Source organism: Larkinella bovis, from assembly GCF_042655385.1.
GTDB classification, from domain to species: Bacteria; Bacteroidota; Bacteroidia; order Cytophagales; family Spirosomataceae; genus Larkinella; species Larkinella bovis.
This window is the reverse complement of record NZ_JBHSMA010000003.1, coordinates 40,022-59,399: the sequence shown is the minus strand read 5'-3', so window position 1 is coordinate 59,399 and position 19,378 is coordinate 40,022. Positions and strand designations below refer to the sequence as shown.

The following is a 19,378-nucleotide window of genomic DNA, read 5'->3' as shown; positions in this document are numbered from 1 at the left end:
TAGGATACTAACCCGGTTTCAGTCCGCAGTTTTCACCAGTACGTTGACGAAACGCCCGGCTGGTGTACTTCCAGCGACACATTTTCGGACTGCACCGCCATGTGGTTCAATCCGGTATAAATGATCCGGACGGCGTCCTCGATCCGTTGCCAGCCTTCTTCCGTGGATAAATTAATGCCGACTACCGTACGGTTATTCTTTGCCAGCAACGTCAGGTAGGACATGGCGCCGGTCATGATAGCTGAGACTGCCTGAAAATCAGCCCCTTTTACGTACGCCAGTTGTTCGACAAGCCGGGTCAGCTCTTCGTCAAAGGCTTTGCTGGCTTCGTCAGCCACGGCGCTATCTTCGGTTACGGTGGCTTTCAGAATCTGAAAAGCCGCCGGAACCTGGCGGAAAAACCGGTAGGTATGAACCAGTTGTTTGAACCATACTTTGGATAGATCGTTTTCGTGAACCGGCCGTAGTTGCTCCAAGGTAACGGGGCTGACCAACGGAAATAAGCGACCCATTTTAATGTAATGGATGAGCAGGCCATCCAGACCGCCAAAATAACGATAGATCAGTACTTTGCTGACACCCGCTTTTTCAGAAATCCGATTGATACCAATTCCGTGGATCCCTTTTTCGGCAATAACTTCTTCCAGTGCATTGATGATCCGCTGGGAGGTCTGCACACGATTGCGTTTTAACTTTTCCATAGGTAGGGAGATTATTAGCTTTTAGTCACTAATCAGACGCAAGGCCCTGAAAAAAGTCACATAGAAGTCACAAAAATCTTCAAGTAGGGTCTGAAAAGTTGATTACGCCTTCTGGCGGCTTTTTACCAGAGCCATAATTCCCAGAATGACCAGCGCCCCGAGGAAGGCCGTAATAATGCGGGCAGGAAGTTCCGATACCCCTAAAACGTGCTGCAAATCATTCCCTAACAGCCAGTTGCCCACAAAGCCACCGGCGATCCCCAGCAGAATCTGTATCCAGATTGAAAACGAAAAACGCTTGAAAACCAGGTCGGCCAGCCATCCGGCGACAGCACCGACGAAAATTGACACTAGAATACCCATACGTACAGCGGTTGATGGACGGTTTCGAAGCAATTAGGGCAATGACCGGAGCCAATTGCCTAATAGTGACGCAAATCCGGTGATAAAGTCACATGACCGTCCTGAAATTCGCGGAAAAGGCATAAAAAAACGCCCGGTTTTGAAAACCGGGCGTTCCTATCGACCACCGACTGGATTATACGTTATTCGAGGTCAGTTTGGCTCCCAGGTATTCGCGGTTTAACCGGGCAATGTGATCGAGCGAAATTGCCTTCGGGCATTCCACCGAGCAGGCCCCCGTGAATGAACAGGCGCCAAAACCTTCGGCGTCCATCTGGGCCACCATCCGCTCGGCCCGCATTTTCTGTTCGGCCTTGCCCTGCGGCAAAACCGCCAGTTGAGAGACCTTCGCGGCCGTAAACAACATCGCCGAGGCATTTTTGCAGGCCGCCACGCAGGCTCCACAGGCAATGCACTGGGCCGCATCCATCGCTTCGTCGGCAATTTCGCGCGGAATCAGAATATCGTTGGCATCCGGTGCCGAACCCGTGTTTACGGAAATATAACCACCGGCCTGGATAATGCGATCGAACGCATCACGATCCACAATCAGGTCTTTGATAACCGGGAAAGCCCGCGCCCGCCAGGGTTCCACCACAACGGTATCGCCGTCATTAAACTTCCGCATGTGGAGCTGACAGGTTGTGGTACCGGTTTCCGGACCGTGGGGCCGGCCATTGATGTACATCGAACACATGCCGCAGATCCCCTCCCGGCAGTCGTGATCGAACGCCACCGGTTCTTCCCCTTTATGCGAAAGTTGTTCATTCAACACGTCAAACATTTCCAGGAACGACATATCCGGGGAAATATCCGACACTTTGTACTCCACCATTTGGCCCGGTGTTTGGCTATTTTTTTGTCTCCAGACTTTCAGTGTAAGATTCATTTCGTTTGGCGTCTGAGCCTAAGGCTTGAAACGTTAAACCTTAAACGTTAAACTTTAAACCTTATTTATAACTCCGCTGTGTCAACTTGACGGTTTCAAACTTCAGCAGTTCCTTATGCAGTTTTTCCGGCTGATTCGGGCCTTTGTATTCCCAGGCAGCGACGTACGTATAATTTTCGTCATCGCGCCGGGCCTCACCGTCTTCCGTCGAATACTCTTCCCGGAAGTGTCCTCCGCAGGATTCGTTGCGGTTCAGCGCATCATCCACCATCAGTTCGCCCAGTTCCAGGAAATCGGCCACCCTAGAAGCCTGTTCCAGCGCCGGATTCAGTTCCATATCGGAACCAATCACCCGCAGGTTGGTCCAGAATTCTTTCCGAAGTTCCTGAATCATCACTTTGGCTTTGGCCAGCCCTTCGGCGTTTCGGGCCATTCCGCAGTATTCCCACATGATGTGGCCCAGTTGCCGGTGGAATTCCTCGGCGGTTTTTTCGCCTTTGATCGACAGCAGCTTCGTGATGGTGTCCTGTACGGTTTTCTCGGCATCCTTGAAAGCGGCATGGGTGACCGGGAGTTTATCCGCCGGGCCAATGGAAGCCAGGTAATCACCGAGTGTATACGGAATGACAAAATACCCGTCGGCCAGCCCCTGCATCAGCGCCGAAGCACCCAGCCGGTTGGCGCCGTGGTCGGAGAAGTTGGCTTCACCCAGTGCATACAGACCCGGAATGTTGGTCATCAGGTTATAGTCGACCCATAAACCGCCCATCGTATAGTGAACGGCGGGGTAAATCTTCATCGGGGTTTCGTACGGATCATCGTCCACGATTTTCTCGTACATTTCGAACAGGTTCCCGTATTTGGCTTCGATCACTTTCCGGCCGTCGCGCTTGATGGCATCGCCAAAGTCGAGGAAAACCGCCAGGCCCGTCGGTGCCACACCGCGCCCTTCGTCGCACACCATTTTGGCGTTCCGCGAAGCCACGTCGCGCGGCACCAGGTTTCCGAACGACGGATACCGGCGCTCCAGGAAGTAATCGCGATCTTCTTCCTTAATATCTTTCGCCTTGATTTCGCCCTTCCGGACTTTCTCGGCCATTTCCTTCGTTTTCGGCACCCACACCCGGCCGTCGTTCCGCAGCGATTCCGACATCAGCGTCAGTTTCGACTGGTAATTCCCTTTCACCGGAATACAGGTCGGGTGAATCTGGGTGAAACACGGGTTGGCCATCAGCGCGCCTTTTTTGTGCGCCCGCCAGGCAGCCGTTACGTTCGACCCCATAGCGTTGGTCGACAGGTAAAAGACGTTGCCGTAGCCGCCCGAACACAGCAAAACCGCATGGGCCGAATGCGCTTCGATTTTACCCGTTACCAGATTCCGGGTGATGATTCCGCGGGCCTTTCCGCCTTCGACCACCAGATCGAGCATTTCGGTACGCGGAAACAATTTTACTTTTCCGTTGGCGACCTGCCGGCTCAATGCGCTGTAGGCCCCCAGCAGCAACTGCTGCCCGGTCTGGCCGCGCGCGTAGAACGTCCGCGACACCTGCGAGCCCCCGAACGAGCGGTTGGCCAGCGCCCCGCCGTATTCGCGGGCAAACGGAACCCCCTGAGCGACACACTGATCGATGATATTGACACTCACTTCGGCCAGCCGGTGCACATTGCCTTCGCGGGCGCGGTAGTCACCGCCTTTAATGGTATCGTAAAACAACCGGAAAACGCTATCACCGTCGTTCTGGTAGTTTTTGGCAGCATTGATCCCCCCCTGGGCCGCAATACTGTGCGCCCGGCGCGGGCTATCCTGAAAGCAGAAGGCCTTGACGTTATAGCCTAATTCGGCCAAAGCCGCAGCGGCCGAGGCCCCCGCCAGACCGGTTCCGACAACGATAACTTCGTATTTCCGTTTGTTGGCCGGGTTGACCAGCTTCAGGTTGAATTTATGTTTCGCCCACTTCTCGGCAAGGGGTCCTTCCGGAACTTTCGAATCCAGTTTCAGTCCGGTTTCTTTCTCTTCTAATACGTCGATCATAGACAGATGCGGTTTGATGCTCCGCGCTAAACCCTGTTCTGATTAAAAAATAATATGGTGCACTTTCAGGTAAATGTAAACCGGCATGGCGGCAAATAGCGCGGGAATAAGCACGCCAAAACCGTACGTTCCGACCCATTCAATCAGCGGAGAATATTTCTTATGCCGCAGACCCAGCGACTGGAAACCGCTCTGAAAACCGTGTACCAGGTGAAAAGACAGGGCGGCCATCGACACCACATACAAAATCACATACCAGAGGTAAGAGAACGCAAACGTCGTTACGGCATACAGGTTTTTGATCGGTTCGCCGTCATAGGTAACTTCCGGAATCGACCCCGCCTGAATTTCCTCCCCTGCCAGCGTGATCGGCCCAAAGTGCATCGTGAACCAGAAGGTCCGCATATGGATCACAATGAAAATCAGAATGATAGTCCCCAGAATGCCCATATTCCGTGAGGTCCAGTGGCTGTTGGCTTCCGGTTTGGCGTAGGCATACTTGATGGGGCGCGACGCCTGGTTTTGCCGGGTTAAAACCAGTGCCATCACCGCATGGACAATAATGGACGTATACAGCAGGTACGAAATTGTCTTTATGATCGGGTTATGGGTCATAAAGTAGCTGTACTCATTGAAGGACTGTCCTTCATCGCCTTTGAACAATTGCAGGTTCCCCACCAAATGGACAATCAGGAACGTGCACAAAAACAGCCCTGTCAGCGACATCACAACCTTGCGACCAAGGGAGCTGGAAAGTGTTGTTGTTACCCAAGACATATTGCGTAATCAGAAATTTTTGTTTAGTAAACCGGCTTGAAAATTAACCGATTCGTAGAGGTCAAAACTACAGTACAAAGCAATTCGAACCAAAAAAAGCCCGTTTTTTTACGCTTATTTGGAATCAATAAAAGGTTGGACTTTCTACCGATTGGGTAACATACCCGTCACATTATTTGTTCTCGTAATGCGGGATTGGAATAGGATTATAGCGAGGACGTAAACAGGAGAATTATCTATCCGCTTCGACGGGGTTTGCCCGTTGTGTAAGGCTGTGGTCGATGCTGACATCGACCGCGACCCGCCCCATCGCTTTCGAACCAGACGGATCTTTGGCTGCCTGACCGGCCCGCTCCGGAGTTAAACGCCCGGTTTTTGGAATAATAACCCGAAGCCTGTTACTTTTGTCCGACTATGAAAAAAGCGTATATCTTCCCCGGTCAGGGTGCGCAGTTTACTGGCATGGGGTTAGGATTGTATCAGCAGTCCGAAAAAGCGAGATACCTGTTCGAACAGGCCAATCACATCCTGGGCTTCGAGATCACAAAGGTGATGTTTGAGGGCACCGACGAGGAGCTGAAACAAACGAACGTGACGCAGCCCGCGATCTTTCTCCATTCCGTTATTCTGGCCCAGACCGTTGAGGACTTTGCGCCGGATCGGTTCGACGTTTCGATGGTGGCCGGGCACTCCCTGGGCGAGTTTTCTGCCCTGGTGGCGGCTGGCGGTTTATCCTTCGAAGACGGGTTGCGGCTGGTAGCTCAACGCGCCAGCGCCATGCAGAAAGCCTGCGAACTCAACCCGTCGACCATGGCGGCAGTGCTGGGGTTGCCCGACGAAACCATTGAAAGAATCTGTCTGGAAGTAGCCGCAGCTACTCAGTTTAAGGAAGTGGTCATTCCGGCCAACTACAACTGCCCGGGCCAAGTCGTGATTTCCGGTTCGCTGGAAGGAGTCCGGCTGGCGGGCGAAAAGCTGAAAGAAGCCGGTGCCAAGCGGGTATTACCGTTGCAGGTGGGTGGCGCGTTTCACTCCCCCCTGATGGAACCGGCCCGGGCTGAACTGGCCCGGGCGATTGAAACAACGCCGTTCAGCCAGCCACGCTGCCCGATTTATCAGAACGTGAACGCCAAACCGGCTACGGATGTCGCGACCATCAAGGCCAACCTCATTGCCCAGCTCACCGCCCCGGTTCGCTGGACGCAGTCGGTCGAAGCCATGGGCGCCGACGGCGCTACGGTTTTTGTCGAATGCGGCCCCGGCAAAGTGCTTCAGGGCCTGGTAAAAAAAATAATTCCGACCGCCGAAACACAGGGCGTAATTAATTAAAAGTGAAGCGTTAAGAATGAAGAGTTGGCTGACGCTTTCTTGATAACCCTTCATTCTTAACGCTTAAATCTTAACTTTTTTGAGCGGCTTCTTGCTTTTTTAAATTGGGAACCGCTATCTTTGCACTCGCAATTGCCGGGTCGTCTAAGGGTAGGACGACAGATTTTGGTTCTGTTTGTGAGGGTTCGAATCCTTCCCCGGCAACTGACAACCCGTTTAGCCCGTTAACTGTCAAAGGTTAGCGGGCTTTTTGCTTTTGTAATATGCTCTTTCTGAGGCCCATCGTAGCGGATGGCGGAATCAACGGCCGTGGTTTCGAGGGGTCCCGTGGCTGAAACCGCTTGGGCTCTGACGGAAAAATGGCGACCCGGTTTTCGGCCCACCTGATGTTTTTCTGATGACGCCACGCTGAACTTGTCAATTTACGAGCTGGCGAATAACCGGCCCCTTATCGGGCTGCCGTGACAACACTGTCGGGTTCAAAATCGAGCGAAATCGAATTCATGCAAAACCGCTTCCGAGTGGGGGGCGGCCCATCGTTGAATAAATGACCCAGATGGGAGTCGCAACGGGCGCAAAGTACCTCGGTCCGGTGCATGCCATGCGAGTGGTCGGGTCGGTATAAGACACTCTGGGGCCGACTGGGTTCGAAAAAGCTCGGCCAGCCGCAACTGCTGGCAAATTTGGCCTGTGATCGAAACAACTTGTTACCACAAACCGCACAGTAATACGTCCCTTTGGTTTCGCTGTTCCAGTGTTTGCCCGTAAAAGCGCGCTCAGTAGCCTGCTGCCGGGCAACGGCGTACAACGCAGGCGGCAGAATCGTTTTCCATTCTGAATTGCTAACCGTCAACCGCGTCGTATCGGTCCGGGAATAATACGGATTTTCGGCTGGGCCATCGCTCGATTTTGGCGATTCAGAGCAGGAAATGGCATAAATTCCCGCCAGAACCAGCAGGATAGCAGCGAATACTTTCATGGGCGTAGAACAACAATCGGAATATATAAGTGCGTCAGGCGCGAAAGTTGATTGGCTTTGCACCGGCCGGGCGGACGCAGTTGAATAAACACCCGGGTAACTATCTGGCTAAAACAACGGTTTTAACTAGAAACAGGCAAACGGTCCTTCGCTTTTTTATGATGGAACAATCCCTAAAACCGCATCAAGCCAAACGGGGCCAGAAAACGACGCTGATCGGCATCCTCGTCAACCTCGTTTTATTGCTGGTCAAAGGAACGGCGGGGTGGCTGGGCAATTCCTACGCGCTGATTGCCGACGCCATCGAATCCGGCACGGATATCATTACCTCCACCTTTGTGTGGCTCGGACTGCGGGTGGCTGCCCGAAAACCGGATCAGAATCATCCCTACGGCCACGGCAAAGCCGAACCGCTGGCGGCCATTTTAGTGTCGGTAGCCCTGCTGGGCGCGGCCATCCTGATTGCCGTCGAAAGCATTCAGAATATTCAGGCTCCGCACGAAGTCCCGGCCCCCTTTACGCTGGTGGTGCTGGCGGGTGTGGTGCTGGTGAAAGAAGTGCTGTTCCGACGCATCGCGCAGGTGGGGGCCGAAACCGATAGCAATGCTATTAAAGCCGATGCCTGGCACCACCGCAGCGACGCGATCACCTCCCTGACGGCTTTTGTGGGGATTAGCATTGCGCTGATCGGCGGACCGGGCTACGAAAGCGCCGACGACTGGGCGGCCCTACTGGCGTCGGGCTTTATTGTTTTCAATGCCTACCATATTTTTCGGCCATCGTTCGGGGAGTTGATGGACGAATCGCCCGCCGGCGACTGGAAAGCCGAACTGGAAGCCATTGCCTTGACGATCCCGCAGGTGAAACGGGTGGAAAAGTGTCTGGTGCGGAAAACCGGTTTTGAATATTTTGTGGATTTACACCTCGAAGTGCCGGGCGAATTGTCCGTCTGGCAGGGACACGATATTGCCCACGCGGTCAAAGAAGCCATCATGGAGCAGAAACCGGCTATTTATGACATATTGATTCATATCGAACCCGCCCGAGCGTTTTAAAGCCCATCTCTGCTGAGAAACTAAAAATTTAGGGTTACTTTTCGGGTTCCAACGTCATCAGCAATGCCTGTTATTTTTACCAGCCTACTCTTCATTTGCCTGACCCTGTCCGGAATGGCTCAAACGCTTTCTTCCAAGACGTTCCTGATCCGGGCGGGAAAATTGTACGACAGCGAACAGCAGCGGTTTTTCGTCAACCAGGACATCCTCATCCAGAACGGTCTGGTTCAGGCCGTGGGGCCGAAACTGCGGATGCCTAAAGGCGCTACGGTCGTTGATCTCCGCCAGCATACGGTCACACCCGGTTTGATCGATGCCCATACCCACCTGCTCATTAACCAGAAACAGACCAAAACCGGCCTGGAAGATGCGTCCAAGATTCCGGCGGAGGAGCGGCTGCGGCAGGGACTACGCTTTGCCAGGAGTAACCTCGAAGCGGGCCTGACGACGGTGCGCGATCTGGGGAACTCGGGGCAATACCTCGACAGCCAGTTGCAGAAAAAGCTGGCCACGAACCCGTCCCTGGGACCCGAAATGGTGGTTTCGGGTCCGATCCTGAGTCCGCCGGGCGGGCAGTTTGGCAAACTCTTTCCGGCCGACAGTTTCGTGATCCAGCAGGAATACCGGGTCATACGGGGCCCAGCCGACGCCCGGGCGGCCGTGCTGGAACACCTCCAGCACGGGGTGAACGTGATCAAAGTGTGCATGAACACTGATAACCGCGTGCTGGCCCCGGACGAAATCCGGTCGATTGTGACCACCGCCCACGAAAACCGCATTCCGGTAACGGCGCATGCGACCTACGATGAATCGGCCCGGGATGCGGTTTTGGCCGGCGTCGATGGCATTGAACACGGTTATTCCTTATCGGACAGCACGCTGACGCTGATGGCGCAGAAAGGCGTATACCTGGTTCCGACGGACGTTTCCCGGCAGAAAGCTGGGATTATGGTGGCCGGAATCGGCATGCAGGGCAAAGAAGCTGAAGAATACACGACCACCGCCCTGAAAAGCTTTCACGACCGTCTGAACCGGGCCGTCCAAAAGGGCGTCCCGATTGTAGCTGGCTCCGATTATTATTTTGATATCAACGGCATCGGGCGCGGAGAAGGCGCTGTCGATGTCATTTTATCGTACTATGAAGCCGGGCTCCCCGCGTCCGACGTCCTTCGTTTTGCCACCTACAACGCAGCCAAAGCACTGGGCATTTCCCAGCGCGTCGGTATCCTTAAGCCCGGAATGCAGGCCAACCTGGCGGCTTTCCGGGGTGATCTGGAAACCGCCTTTCCGCAATCCCTGCCGCAAGTAGAATGGGTAATGCGAAACGGACACGTTGTTTACCACTCCCTGAAAAAGTAAACGGTTCGAAATCGACAACTGCAATTAACTCCGTCAGTGTAACCACTCGCCTGCCCTCCTGCCCGGGCTTTCGTGATGCCGGTGCTGCCGCGCAGGGTAAGGCTCCGGTCCATGGATAGACGGATCACAAAGCCTGACAGGAGATAATAATCAGGCGTTAGCCCGGTCGTCAAAAACCGGGCTATTTCTTGTGCCACTCCTCTACCGTAAACGAGTGCCCACGTAACCCGATCAGGTGTCGAAAACCGGACCGGTTGGTTAGTTCGTCCGGGCTGCAAATCAGGAAAAACCGTTATTTGAAACCGCCGGCTTTTTCTTCCAACGCCAGTCGGATGAGATCGACGGTATTTTTCACGCCAACTTTCTTCAGAATACTGGCGCGCTGGTTAGCCACGGTATTGGTGCTGATATCGAAGCGTTTGGCAATTTCCTGCGTGTTCATGCCTTCAGTCAGGCAGGTCAGAATCTGGGCTTCCCGCGAGCTGACCTTGTTCCAGATCGAGGACTTTTTCCGGGGTGTGTACTCGACCTCTTCTTTTTTGAACGACGCAGTCGGCTGCACCAGATGCCGGATGATGACCGACGATGCGCTCGGCGGATAATATAATTCGCCACTAACCACGGCCCGAACGGCCCGCAGGATTTCTTCGCGGTCGGTGTCTTTTTGTAAATAACCGGCCGCGCCATACTGCACCGCTTTCAGGATGTAATCCTTGTTGTTGTGCATGCTGAACATCAGAATCCGGATTTTCGGATATTGCTGCGTAATGATTTGCAGGGCCTCGATGCCCGACATGCGGGGCATGGTGATGTCCAGAAACAGCACATCCGGCTGCACCACCGGAATCAGATCGATGGCGTCGTCGCCGTCGGGTGCTTCCCCGACAATTTCGATATCCGTTTCATCTTCCAGCAATAACCGGATGCCTTTTCGGACCACCGAGTGGTCGTCGGCTACAAGAATTCGTATCGGCATCATGCGTGATTCGTGTCTGGTACATGGACGATTACCTTCGTCCCTTTTTTCGGTTTCGACAGAATGGTGAATTCGCCGTTCAGCAAACGGGCCCGGGTGCGCATATTCTCCAGCCCTTTGATGACCGGAATTTGTCGTTCCTTTAGCCCGATTTTCGGCTGAAAACCTTTTCCGTCGTCTTCCACCGATAACGTAATTTTCGCGTCTTCGTTCTGCCAGCTGATCCGGATTTTCCGGGCCTCAGCGTGTTTGACGGCATTGTTCAACGCTTCCTGCGCAATGCGGTAGAGCCCGATTTCCACCGCCGGACTCAGGCGCTTTTCGCCCGTACTCCCCTCAAATGCGACATCAATACCCGACGCCCGGGCGGTTTGCTCGGCTAAAAACTGCAACGCGGCCCCCAGACCAAAATCACTCAGGACGGATGGCATCAGGTTATGCGAAGTCTGGCGGGTGGTCTGAATGACGTCGTAAATCAGGTCACACAATTCGTCAAACTGTTGCCGGTGTTTCGGTTCAGGAAATGGGATTACCTTCAGCCGTTCGGCACGCAGCTTCAAACCGGTCAGCATCTGGCCGATCCCGTCGTGGAGTTCGCGCGCAAACCGGCGCCGTTCTTCTTCCTGCCCTTCGAGCAAAGCCGCCGACCGCACGGTTTCCTCGACCATCTGGAGCCGGTATTTTTCCTCACTGGCCCACAGCAGTTCGCGCTGCGTGATGACCAGTTGCCGGTTGGTATTTTCCAGCTCCGTATTGGCAACGGCCAGGTTTTCGTTGGCTTTCCGCAACGCTTCGTCCGACTCGGTCAGTTTCCGAATCACGTCTTTGGTATGGGTAACCACCGGCCGGAAAATCAGCAACCCTTCAATCAGCAGCGTCAGCAGCGTTGCCACCGTCAGCACCCATTCGATCTGCTCGAGCAACCGAACCCGTTCAAAACTTTCCTGATCGAACCGAAACACAATGGCGTTCATCTGTTCCAGAAACTGCGGTTCGGCCCGCAAAACCGTCTGCAAAGCGGCTTTTTTCTCCTCCGGCCTCGCCCGGGTGTCGCTGATTCGAACCAGGCTCTGGTACATCGACTGGAAAACCGGCTCCAGCTGGCTGAACATGGTGTCGAGCTGGCGGCTTTTCCGAACCGCATACTCCTTTTCCATCCGCAGGACCCCGTTCCGGAGCTGATTCTGGCTCTGGCTCCAGGTGGTGAGCAGGGCCGTAAACGAAGCCGTATCCGTTGTGGTCAACCCGGTCGTTTGCAGCACGGCCAGTTTGGTCAGCCGCTGGCTCAGCATTCGTTGCCGGCCGGCTACGTTCACCACCCGACTATCGTCATCATGGTCGCTCAGCATCCGCCGGATGAACAGCAGGCCGCTAATTGACAGGATGGCGATGACCGTGAGCGCCAGCACATAAAACCGGGTTAGCCGACGGGCAACCTGCTGATCGAGTTGATTCATTCGTTTTTATTATACCCCAATATACACCATTCCGTCGGTTACCAGAACCGGAAAGGTCGTAATTTGGTAGGTATCGTCGTTCAGGCACTGCCCGCTCCGCAGCGAAAACGTCTTTTTGTGGAACGGACAGGCCACCTTCGGTTCGTCGCCCTGGCTACCGATCATGCCCCGCGACAGCGCCATTTGCCGGCGGTGGGGACATTCATTATCCGTCGCGTACCATTCGTTCCGGCGGGCAAAGTGGTAAATGGCGATCTGATGGCCATTGATCAGTACACAGGCCCCGCCATCTTCGGGAACATCGGCAACCCGGCAGGCCACGTGCCACGTCATTTCTTCTTTATCAGCAACAAGCGATTCCATCGTTTGAAAGAGTGTAAAAAGGAGTCTGATTTTTAGGATACCTGCCCACGGTTTCAACCGTGGAAATAAGGGAGAATTCGAATCCGTGTGGCAACCGTTTCAACGGTTTTCGAATCAGCAAACCCGCGCAGCCCGGTCCGTTGGGTGGTTATTTCCACTCCACGGCCCGCTTCTGATTGCGCATGGTTTCGAAGGCCACGGTCGGGTCTTTCTGCTCCGGGGCGTTCACAAAGTGGGTAAACCGTTTGCGAAGCTCGGGACTTTCGACGACCTCTTTCCACTCGCACCTGAACGTATCGACCAGCCGCTGCATCGCACGCTCCAGATCGTCGGCAATGCCCAGCACATCGTCTACGACCACGGCGCGCAGGTAGGTCATTCCGCCTTCCAGCTTGTTCATCCAGGTAGCCGTGCGCGCCAGCGGATCGGCGGTTTTGATGTAAAACATTAAAAACCGGTCGATGTAGCGGATACAGGTTTCCTTATCCAGGTCCGACGCCAGCAGTTGGGCGTGTTGCGGTTTGGAGCCGCCGTTGCCGCCCACGTACAGATTCCAGCCTTTTTCGGTGGCAATGATGCCAAAATCCTTGCTCTGGGCTTCGGCACATTCGCGGATGCAGCCCGAGACGCCCGACTTGATTTTGTGCGGAGAACGAACCCCCTTGTAGCGCTCCTCGACTTCGATGGCGAACGAAACAGAGTCCTGTACGCCAAACCGGCACCAGGTGCTCCCGACGCAGCTTTTCACCGTCCGCAGCGATTTACCGTAGGCGTGACCACTCTCAAAACCGGCCGCAATCAGCTCCTCCCAGATCAGCGGCAGATCGCCGACATGCGCGCCAAAAAGGTCGATGCGCTGCCCGCCGGTGATCTTGGTATACAAACCGTATTTCTTGGCGACCTGCCCAATCACAATCAGTTTGTCGGGCGTAATTTCGCCCCCCGGAATGCGCGGCACCACCGAATACGTGCCGCCTTTCTGGATGTTGGCTAAAAACCGGTCGTTCGAATCCTGAATGGTCGCTCGGCCCTGTTCGAGGATATTGTCGTTCCACAGACTCGCCAGCATGGAAGCCACCGCCGGTTTGCACACCTCGCAGCCGTCGCCCTTTCCGAATCGGTCCAGCACGTCGTTATAGGTTTTCAGGCCGTTGATTTTGATCAGATCGAGCAGTTCCTGGCGGGCGTAATCAAGGTGTTCGCAGAGGACGTTCCGGATGTAATGCCCTTTCTGTTTCAGAACGCCCTGCATCAGGTCTTTCACCAGGGGTGTACAGCCCCCGCAGCCCGTGCAGGCTTTGGTGGCTTTTTTGAGTGCGTCGATGCTTGTGTGGTCGTTTTCGCCGATTTCGTGGCAGAGCTGGGCTTTCGTGATGGCTTCGCAGGAACAGATCAGTGCCTCGTCGGGTAATCCCATCACGCCCCCAACGGTGGTTGCCGAACCGGCTTCTTCGCCCCCGCGCGAACCCAGAATCAGGTCTTCGGGGTCAGGCGGCAATACGGTTTTATTCCTGCAGGTTTGCAGCAGCAGGTTGTACTGTTCCGCATCGCCCACCAGAATACCGCCCAGCAGCGTTTTACCGTCTGCCGAAAGGTTGATTCGTTTGTAAATACCCCTGGCTTTGTTTTCGTAGACAATCGTCCGCCCGCTCGGTTCGCTCACGAACGGATCGCCAAAACTGCCCACATCGGTGCCGATCAGCTTGAGCTTGGTCGACATATCATAAGGCTTGAACTCCTTTTCTTCGCCCATCAGCCGCGATGCCACCACCTCGGCCATCTCGTAACCGGGGGCCACCAGGCCGTAAATCATGTCATGCACCAGAGCGCATTCGCCGATGGCAAAAATCGACGGATCAGCCGTTTGCAGGAAAGGATCGACCCGGATGCCTCCGCGCGGGTGGGTGTCCAGACCGGCGGCTTTTGCCAGTTCATCGCGGGGCCGAATTCCGGCCGAGATAATCAGCATATCGACCTCCAGGGAACTACCGTCGGCAAACGCAATCCCTTTGATGGTAGCATCTCCCGTTAGCTGCCGGGTAGTCTTCGAAAGATGAATGCGCAATCCCAGCGCTTCGAGCTGGCGTTGGAGTAGGCCCGAACCGGCGTCGTCGATCTGCCGGGGCATCAGCCGGGGCGCAAATTCAATGACGTGCGCTTCCTGCAGGCCAAGGTCGAGCAGGGCTTTGGCGGCTTCCAGACCGAGCAGGCCACCGCCCATCACCGCTCCCCGGGCCGCCGGGCCAGTGCGTGCCTTCCGCGCGTACGATTGAATAAGGTCCAGGTCCTCGATGGTGCGGTACACAAACACCCCATCCTTTTCGACACCGGCAATGGGCGGCACAAAGGCCCCCGAACCGGTGGCCAGCACCAGATAGTCGTACGGAACGACGACGCCGTGGTGCGAACGGACCTCCTTCCGCGCCCGGTCGATCTCGACAACCGGATCAGTCAGGAAGAGCTGAATGTCGTTTTCGGCGTACCAGCTTTCGGGTGCCAGCGTGAGCTCACCGGCGGTTTTACCCGCAAAATAGGCGCTCAAATGAACCCGGTCGTAGGCCACGCGCGGCTCTTCCCCAAAAACCGTCAGTGAAAATCGGCGACTGTTTTTCTGCTTGGCTACTAATTTCTGACAGAATTTGTAGCCCACCATGCCGTTGCCAATCACAACGACACGTTGTGTTTTGTTTGTGTCCATAGTTATTGATCACTATACTAATAAAACAAACCCGTTTATTTATTGCATTATTTCAGTAAAATTCCCCAATTACTCCTGAAATACGATGCATCAAAACTAAACTGATTTTTTTCAATTTCCTATAATTTTATTCTGTAACTCTCAACTTTTTAACCTATTTTTATTGAAAAAACTTGTTTTTCAAAATTATGCCTTTAATTTTGAACCAACAATTGATTAGTAATCAATTACCAACAATAGTACATTTTAACTATATCCTACTAAAAAAAACAGAGCGATGAAGCCAAAGCTTACACTCGTGGGGGCGGGTCCCGGCGACGGCGAATTGATCACCTTGAAAGGGATCAGGGCGCTTCAACAGGCCGACGTGGTGTTGTACGATGATCTGGCCAACGACTCCTTGCTGGACTTTGCACCGAAGCACGCCCTGAAGACCTACGTCGGAAAGCGGGCCGGAAAAGCGTCGTTCACTCAGGGCGAAATCAACGCCCTGATTGTGCGGCTGGCGCAGGAACACGGCCATATCGTTCGGCTGAAAGGGGGCGATTCCTACGTATTCGGACGCGGCTACGAAGAATACGAACACGTTCGGCAGTACGGCATTCCGTGCGATGTCATCCCGGGTGTTTCCAGTTGCATTGCTGTTCCGGCTTCGCAGGGGATTCCGGTCACCGCGCGCGGGGTGAGTGAAAGCTTCTGGGTCATCACCGGCACAACGCGCCACGGCGAACTTTCGGATGATCTGCGGCTGGCGGTTCAGTCGAAAGCAACGGTGGTCGTGCTGATGGGCATGAGTAAATTAGCGGAAATCTGCGCGCTGTATGCGCAGGCGGGGCGGGATCATCTGCCGATGGCTGTCATCCAGAACGGAACCCGCATCAACGAACAGTGCGTAATCGGTCAGGTCTGGAAAATGCCGCATTTGGTCGCAGAGCAGGGCGTGGGAGCGCCCGCTGTGCTGGTCATCGGTGAGGTCGTTACGCTGCATCCGGCCTACCTGGCGGAATGCCTGCGGGGACTGGCACTCGCTCAGTAAGGTTAACGGTTTTCAGTATTCGGTTTTCGGTTCATAGTTCATGGTTTACAGTTTTCGGTAATTGAGGCCTTCCGGTCTGGTGTGCGTCAGCCCACCGTAAAACATACCCTGAAAACCGAAAACCATAAAAAAGCCGATCCGGTGTGGGGGCACCTTTGGATCGGCTAACGGGTTCGTCTATGTAAAACACAAACGGTTCAAAGAAAATGAAAAAAGAGACGTAAAGCAAATTCCACCTCGTCGCCTTTCCGGGAACCGGTTTCCACGCGGCTTCTCCACGGGTTCCTAAGGCCTGTCTTCTCAGCTTGTTGCCTGTTCATGACCCGTCACGGGTATCTGACTGACTTTTTGCGCTGGCCGCTTTCCTTTTCTTTCCACTCACGGATATCATGAATTTCTCCTTCGGGCGGACGGGCTTGCTATGCCTCCTGCTGCCCCTTCTCTATACCCCACTTCCGGCGCAGGTTTCGCTGGTCGGCCAGCTTCGAACGCGGACCGAACGGCGCGATGGCTACGGCAACCTGACGCCGAAAGACAGCCGACCGTCGGTTTTTACGTCGCAGCGAACCCGGCTGAGCGTTGGCTACCAATGGGACCGCGTGACCTTTAACGTGGCCGTACAGGACGTGCGGGTCTGGGGCCAGGATGCTTCCACCATCAATGCCGCCGACGGCAACCGGCTGATGCTGCACGAAGCCTGGGCGGAGCTGGTGCTGATCAACAGCGCCGATAGTACCTTAAAATTTAAACCGATTCAGAATGTATCGCTCAAGCTGGGCCGGCAGGAACTGGTGTACGACGACGTCCGGCTGCTGGGCAACCTCGACTGGCTCCAGCAGGGCCGGCGGTTCGATGTCGCCTTGCTAAAAGCACGGCACCACGGCTGGGCGATCGATCTGGGTGCCGGTTTTAAACAGAACTCGGATGCGTTCGGAACCGTGGGTACCAGCTATACCCCCGCCAACGCGCCGGCTTCGGCGCTCTCGACCCGAAACGTGACGCTGGCAATTCCGGCCGGTTTTCTGCCGACAGCCGGTAAGGACGGGGCGCCGGTGGTGGCCAACGCCGTCAGCACCAACGGGCAGAATCAGCAGTTCAAGGCATTTCAGATGGCCTACCTGACCCGGACGTTTAACGGCACCAGGTTTGCGGTTTTGTTCTTCAAAGACGACTTTTCAAAATACCGCATTGATTCCCTGGGCAATGCCGCAACGGGTTACGTATACGGTCGCCGTTATGACGTTCCGGGTGTCCATTCCCGGCTGACATACGGGGCCATGCTGACGGGGCAAAAGGCGGTTTCCGCTGCCAAAACCGGTCAGATTCGGTGGCAGGTTTTCGGCTACCGGCAAAGCGGCCAAGACCGCGACGGGCTGCGCATTCGCAACGCCTGCCACTATGGCGCGAATGTCACGCTCCAGAAAGGGCCACTGAGCGTAACGCCCGGCTACGAAGTGCTGTCGGGAACAGATGCCTCTACCGTACAGCCGGGCGAAACCGGGCGGTTTGACCCGTTGTACGGTACTCCGCACAAGCATTGGGGCTACCTGGATTACTTCTACGTCGGAACCGGCTCGCCCGCCGGCGGTTTGAAAGACGGTTTTCTGAAATTCAAATACACCGGAAAACGCCTGACAACGAGCCTGGATGTGCACTATTTCGCCCTGGCGGCTACCACCTACAACAAACTGCCGGACGCCGTTGCCGGCGCGGTTTTACCCTCCAAACTGGGCCTGGAATACGACTTCGTTGCGACGTACAGCCTGAACAAATTCACAACGCTGGAAGCGGGCTACGCGCTCATGAACGGCACGAATTCGCTGGAATACAGCAAGCAGGGCACCATGAATCAGAACGACAAACGCGGCTCCTGGGCGTACCTGATGATCAACATCCGCCCCGACTTTTTCGCCAGCCACCGTACCCTCGGGCTTTAGCCCGTAAGGCTTAGCAACCATTCACTGCCATAGATCCATTCACAATAAACGCTCACGGACTAAAGTCCGAGGGTACGATAAATATGAATTCACACGCTAACAAACCGCTGGAAACGCTGCCGGTTTTCAGCTTCAAAGGCATTCAGATGCGGACTTTCCACATCACCTGGGTTACTTTTTTTGTCTGTTTTTTCGGCTGGTTCGGGCTGGCTCCGCTGATGCCCACCATCCGGGCCGACCTCGGACTGAGCAAGTCTGAAGTCGGCAATACCATCATTGCCGCCGTATCGGCCACCATCGTTGCCCGCCTGTTTGTCGGGAAACTGTGCGACACCTGGGGCCCCCGCAAAACCTATACGGCCCTGCTCGTCACTGGCGCCTTTCCGGTCATGCTGGTGGGACTGGCGCACGACTACACCACGTTCCTGCTGTTCCGGCTGGCGATTGGCGTTATCGGGGCCTCGTTTGTGATCACGCAGTTTCACACCTCGATGATGTTTGCCCCAAAAATCAAAGGCACGGCCAACGCCGTCGCTGGGGGCTGGGGTAACCTCGGGGGCGGTATTACGCAACTGGCGATGCCGGTCATCATGGCCACCATCGTCGGCTTTGGCTATACCAAACCGGACGCCTGGCGGCTGGCGATGATCGTGCCGGGGCTGATGATGCTGATCATGGCGTTTGTCTATTACCGCTATACGCAGGACACACCCAACGGCAATTACGAAACTATTCAACGCGTTACCATCAAAGGCGAGAAGGTAAGCTTCTGGAAAGCCTGCGCCGACATCCGGGTCTGGGCGCTGGCGTTGGCCTACGGCTGCTGTTTCGGGATGGAAATCACGTTCGACGGGGTGGCGTCGCTCTACTTCTTCGATAACTTCCACATGCAGGAAACGGAAGCCGGTTTTTGGGCCATGCTGTTTGGTTTCATGAACATCTTCGCCCGGGCGCTGGGCGGTCTGGTGGCCGATAAGATCGGAAACCGGTACGGTATGCGGGGCAAAGGCATTTTACTGGCCGGCATGCTGCTGCTGAAAGGCCTGGGCATCATGCTTTTTGCCAATGCCGGGAGCCTGCCGCTGGCAATCCTCTCGATGATCACGTTTGCGCTGTTCCTGAAAATGGCCAACGGCGGCACCTACGCCATCGTGCCGTTTGTCAACCCGAAAGCCGTGGGCGTGATTTCGGGTGTCGTGGGAGCGGGCGGCAACATCGGCGGAATGCTGATGGGCTTCCTGTTCAAGTCGCAGTCGATCAGCTACGGCCAGGCGTTTTTGTCCATCGGCGGGATTGTAGCCGCGACCGGCCTGCTCCTGTTTCTGGTCAACTTCGGCAAAACCGCCGTCGTCCAACCCGCCGAAACCGAATTGCAAACCGCTTAAAGA

Annotated in this window: 16 protein-coding genes and 1 tRNA gene; 7 read left to right on the top strand and 10 right to left on the bottom strand. The window is 55.1% G+C overall.

Annotation, left to right across the window (positions count from 1 at the left end):
- Positions 1-32: 32 nt before the first annotated feature.
- From ACFPMF_RS11485 to ACFPMF_RS11465, 5 genes are all read right to left on the bottom strand, one after another.
- Positions 33-701, bottom strand: a complete 669-nt coding sequence (locus ACFPMF_RS11485) for a TetR/AcrR family transcriptional regulator (protein WP_379844718.1) — start codon at positions 699-701, stop codon at positions 33-35.
- A 102-nt stretch (positions 702-803) separates the two neighbouring features.
- The gene (locus tag ACFPMF_RS11480) at positions 804-1,064 is read right to left on the bottom strand and encodes a GlsB/YeaQ/YmgE family stress response membrane protein (protein ID WP_379844715.1); all 261 of its coding nucleotides are present in this window, start codon (positions 1,062-1,064) and stop codon (positions 804-806) included.
- 175 nt (positions 1,065-1,239) lie between these two features.
- A complete protein-coding gene (locus ACFPMF_RS11475; protein ID WP_379844712.1) occupies positions 1,240-1,992 on the bottom strand; it encodes a succinate dehydrogenase/fumarate reductase iron-sulfur subunit in 753 nt (250 codons plus the stop codon).
- Positions 1,993-2,053: 61 nt separating this feature from the next.
- The gene (locus ACFPMF_RS11470; protein WP_379845874.1) at positions 2,054-3,991 is read right to left on the bottom strand and encodes a fumarate reductase/succinate dehydrogenase flavoprotein subunit; all 1,938 of its coding nucleotides are present in this window, start codon (positions 3,989-3,991) and stop codon (positions 2,054-2,056) included.
- Between the two features lie 75 nt (positions 3,992-4,066).
- On the bottom strand, positions 4,067-4,801 hold the full coding sequence (locus ACFPMF_RS11465) for a succinate dehydrogenase cytochrome b subunit (protein WP_379844709.1): 735 nt from the start codon (positions 4,799-4,801) through the stop codon (positions 4,067-4,069).
- A gap of 414 nt (positions 4,802-5,215) precedes the next feature.
- On the opposite strand from ACFPMF_RS11465, the gene fabD reads away from it, so the two are divergent.
- Both fabD and ACFPMF_RS11455 read left to right on the top strand, forming a co-directional pair.
- Entirely contained in the window at positions 5,216-6,130 is a 915-nt protein-coding gene (fabD, locus tag ACFPMF_RS11460; RefSeq protein ID WP_379844706.1) for an ACP S-malonyltransferase, read from the top strand.
- A gap of 133 nt (positions 6,131-6,263) precedes the next feature.
- A tRNA-Gln gene (locus tag ACFPMF_RS11455) sits at positions 6,264-6,334 on the top strand.
- A gap of 244 nt (positions 6,335-6,578) precedes the next feature.
- On the opposite strand, the gene msrB is transcribed toward ACFPMF_RS11455, so the two are convergent.
- Complete coding sequence (gene msrB, locus ACFPMF_RS11450; protein WP_379844704.1) at positions 6,579-7,109, bottom strand: peptide-methionine (R)-S-oxide reductase MsrB; 531 nt, start codon at positions 7,107-7,109, stop codon at positions 6,579-6,581.
- 158 nt (positions 7,110-7,267) lie between these two features.
- Here msrB and ACFPMF_RS11445 point away from each other — a divergent pair, with 158 nt between their 5' ends.
- Both ACFPMF_RS11445 and ACFPMF_RS11440 read left to right on the top strand, forming a co-directional pair.
- On the top strand, positions 7,268-8,164 hold the full coding sequence (locus tag ACFPMF_RS11445; RefSeq protein ID WP_379844701.1) for a cation diffusion facilitator family transporter: 897 nt from the start codon (positions 7,268-7,270) through the stop codon (positions 8,162-8,164).
- A 63-nt stretch (positions 8,165-8,227) separates the two neighbouring features.
- Positions 8,228-9,523 (top strand): amidohydrolase family protein, encoded by a 1,296-nt coding sequence (locus tag ACFPMF_RS11440; protein ID WP_379844699.1) that lies wholly within the window; start codon positions 8,228-8,230, stop codon positions 9,521-9,523.
- 292 nt (positions 9,524-9,815) lie between these two features.
- Here ACFPMF_RS11440 and ACFPMF_RS11435 read toward each other — a convergent pair whose 3' ends face one another.
- The 4 genes from ACFPMF_RS11435 to nirB form a co-directional block, all read right to left on the bottom strand.
- Entirely contained in the window at positions 9,816-10,499 is a 684-nt protein-coding gene (locus tag ACFPMF_RS11435; RefSeq protein ID WP_379845871.1) for a response regulator transcription factor, read from the bottom strand.
- The gene (locus ACFPMF_RS11430; RefSeq protein WP_379844696.1) at positions 10,499-11,956 is read right to left on the bottom strand and encodes an ATP-binding protein; all 1,458 of its coding nucleotides are present in this window, start codon (positions 11,954-11,956) and stop codon (positions 10,499-10,501) included. Before ACFPMF_RS11430 ends, ACFPMF_RS11435 begins: the two co-directional genes overlap by 1 nt.
- A gap of 9 nt (positions 11,957-11,965) precedes the next feature.
- Positions 11,966-12,319 carry a nitrite reductase small subunit NirD gene (gene nirD, locus ACFPMF_RS11425; RefSeq protein ID WP_379844694.1) on the bottom strand — a complete coding sequence of 118 codons (354 nt, stop codon included), beginning with the start codon at positions 12,317-12,319 and terminating at the stop codon, positions 11,966-11,968.
- Between the two features lie 148 nt (positions 12,320-12,467).
- Entirely contained in the window at positions 12,468-15,017 is a 2,550-nt protein-coding gene (gene nirB, locus ACFPMF_RS11420) for a nitrite reductase large subunit NirB (RefSeq protein ID WP_379844691.1), read from the bottom strand.
- A gap of 277 nt (positions 15,018-15,294) precedes the next feature.
- On the opposite strand from nirB, the gene cobA reads away from it, so the two are divergent.
- From cobA to ACFPMF_RS11405, 3 genes are all read left to right on the top strand, one after another.
- Entirely contained in the window at positions 15,295-16,053 is a 759-nt protein-coding gene (gene cobA, locus ACFPMF_RS11415) for a uroporphyrinogen-III C-methyltransferase (RefSeq protein ID WP_379844689.1), read from the top strand.
- Between the two features lie 389 nt (positions 16,054-16,442).
- Complete coding sequence (locus tag ACFPMF_RS11410) at positions 16,443-17,990, top strand: alginate export family protein (protein ID WP_379844686.1); 1,548 nt, start codon at positions 16,443-16,445, stop codon at positions 17,988-17,990.
- An 83-nt stretch (positions 17,991-18,073) separates the two neighbouring features.
- Positions 18,074-19,375 carry a NarK family nitrate/nitrite MFS transporter gene (locus ACFPMF_RS11405; protein ID WP_379844683.1) on the top strand — a complete coding sequence of 434 codons (1,302 nt, stop codon included), beginning with the start codon at positions 18,074-18,076 and terminating at the stop codon, positions 19,373-19,375.
- Positions 19,376-19,378: the final 3 nt, after the last annotated feature.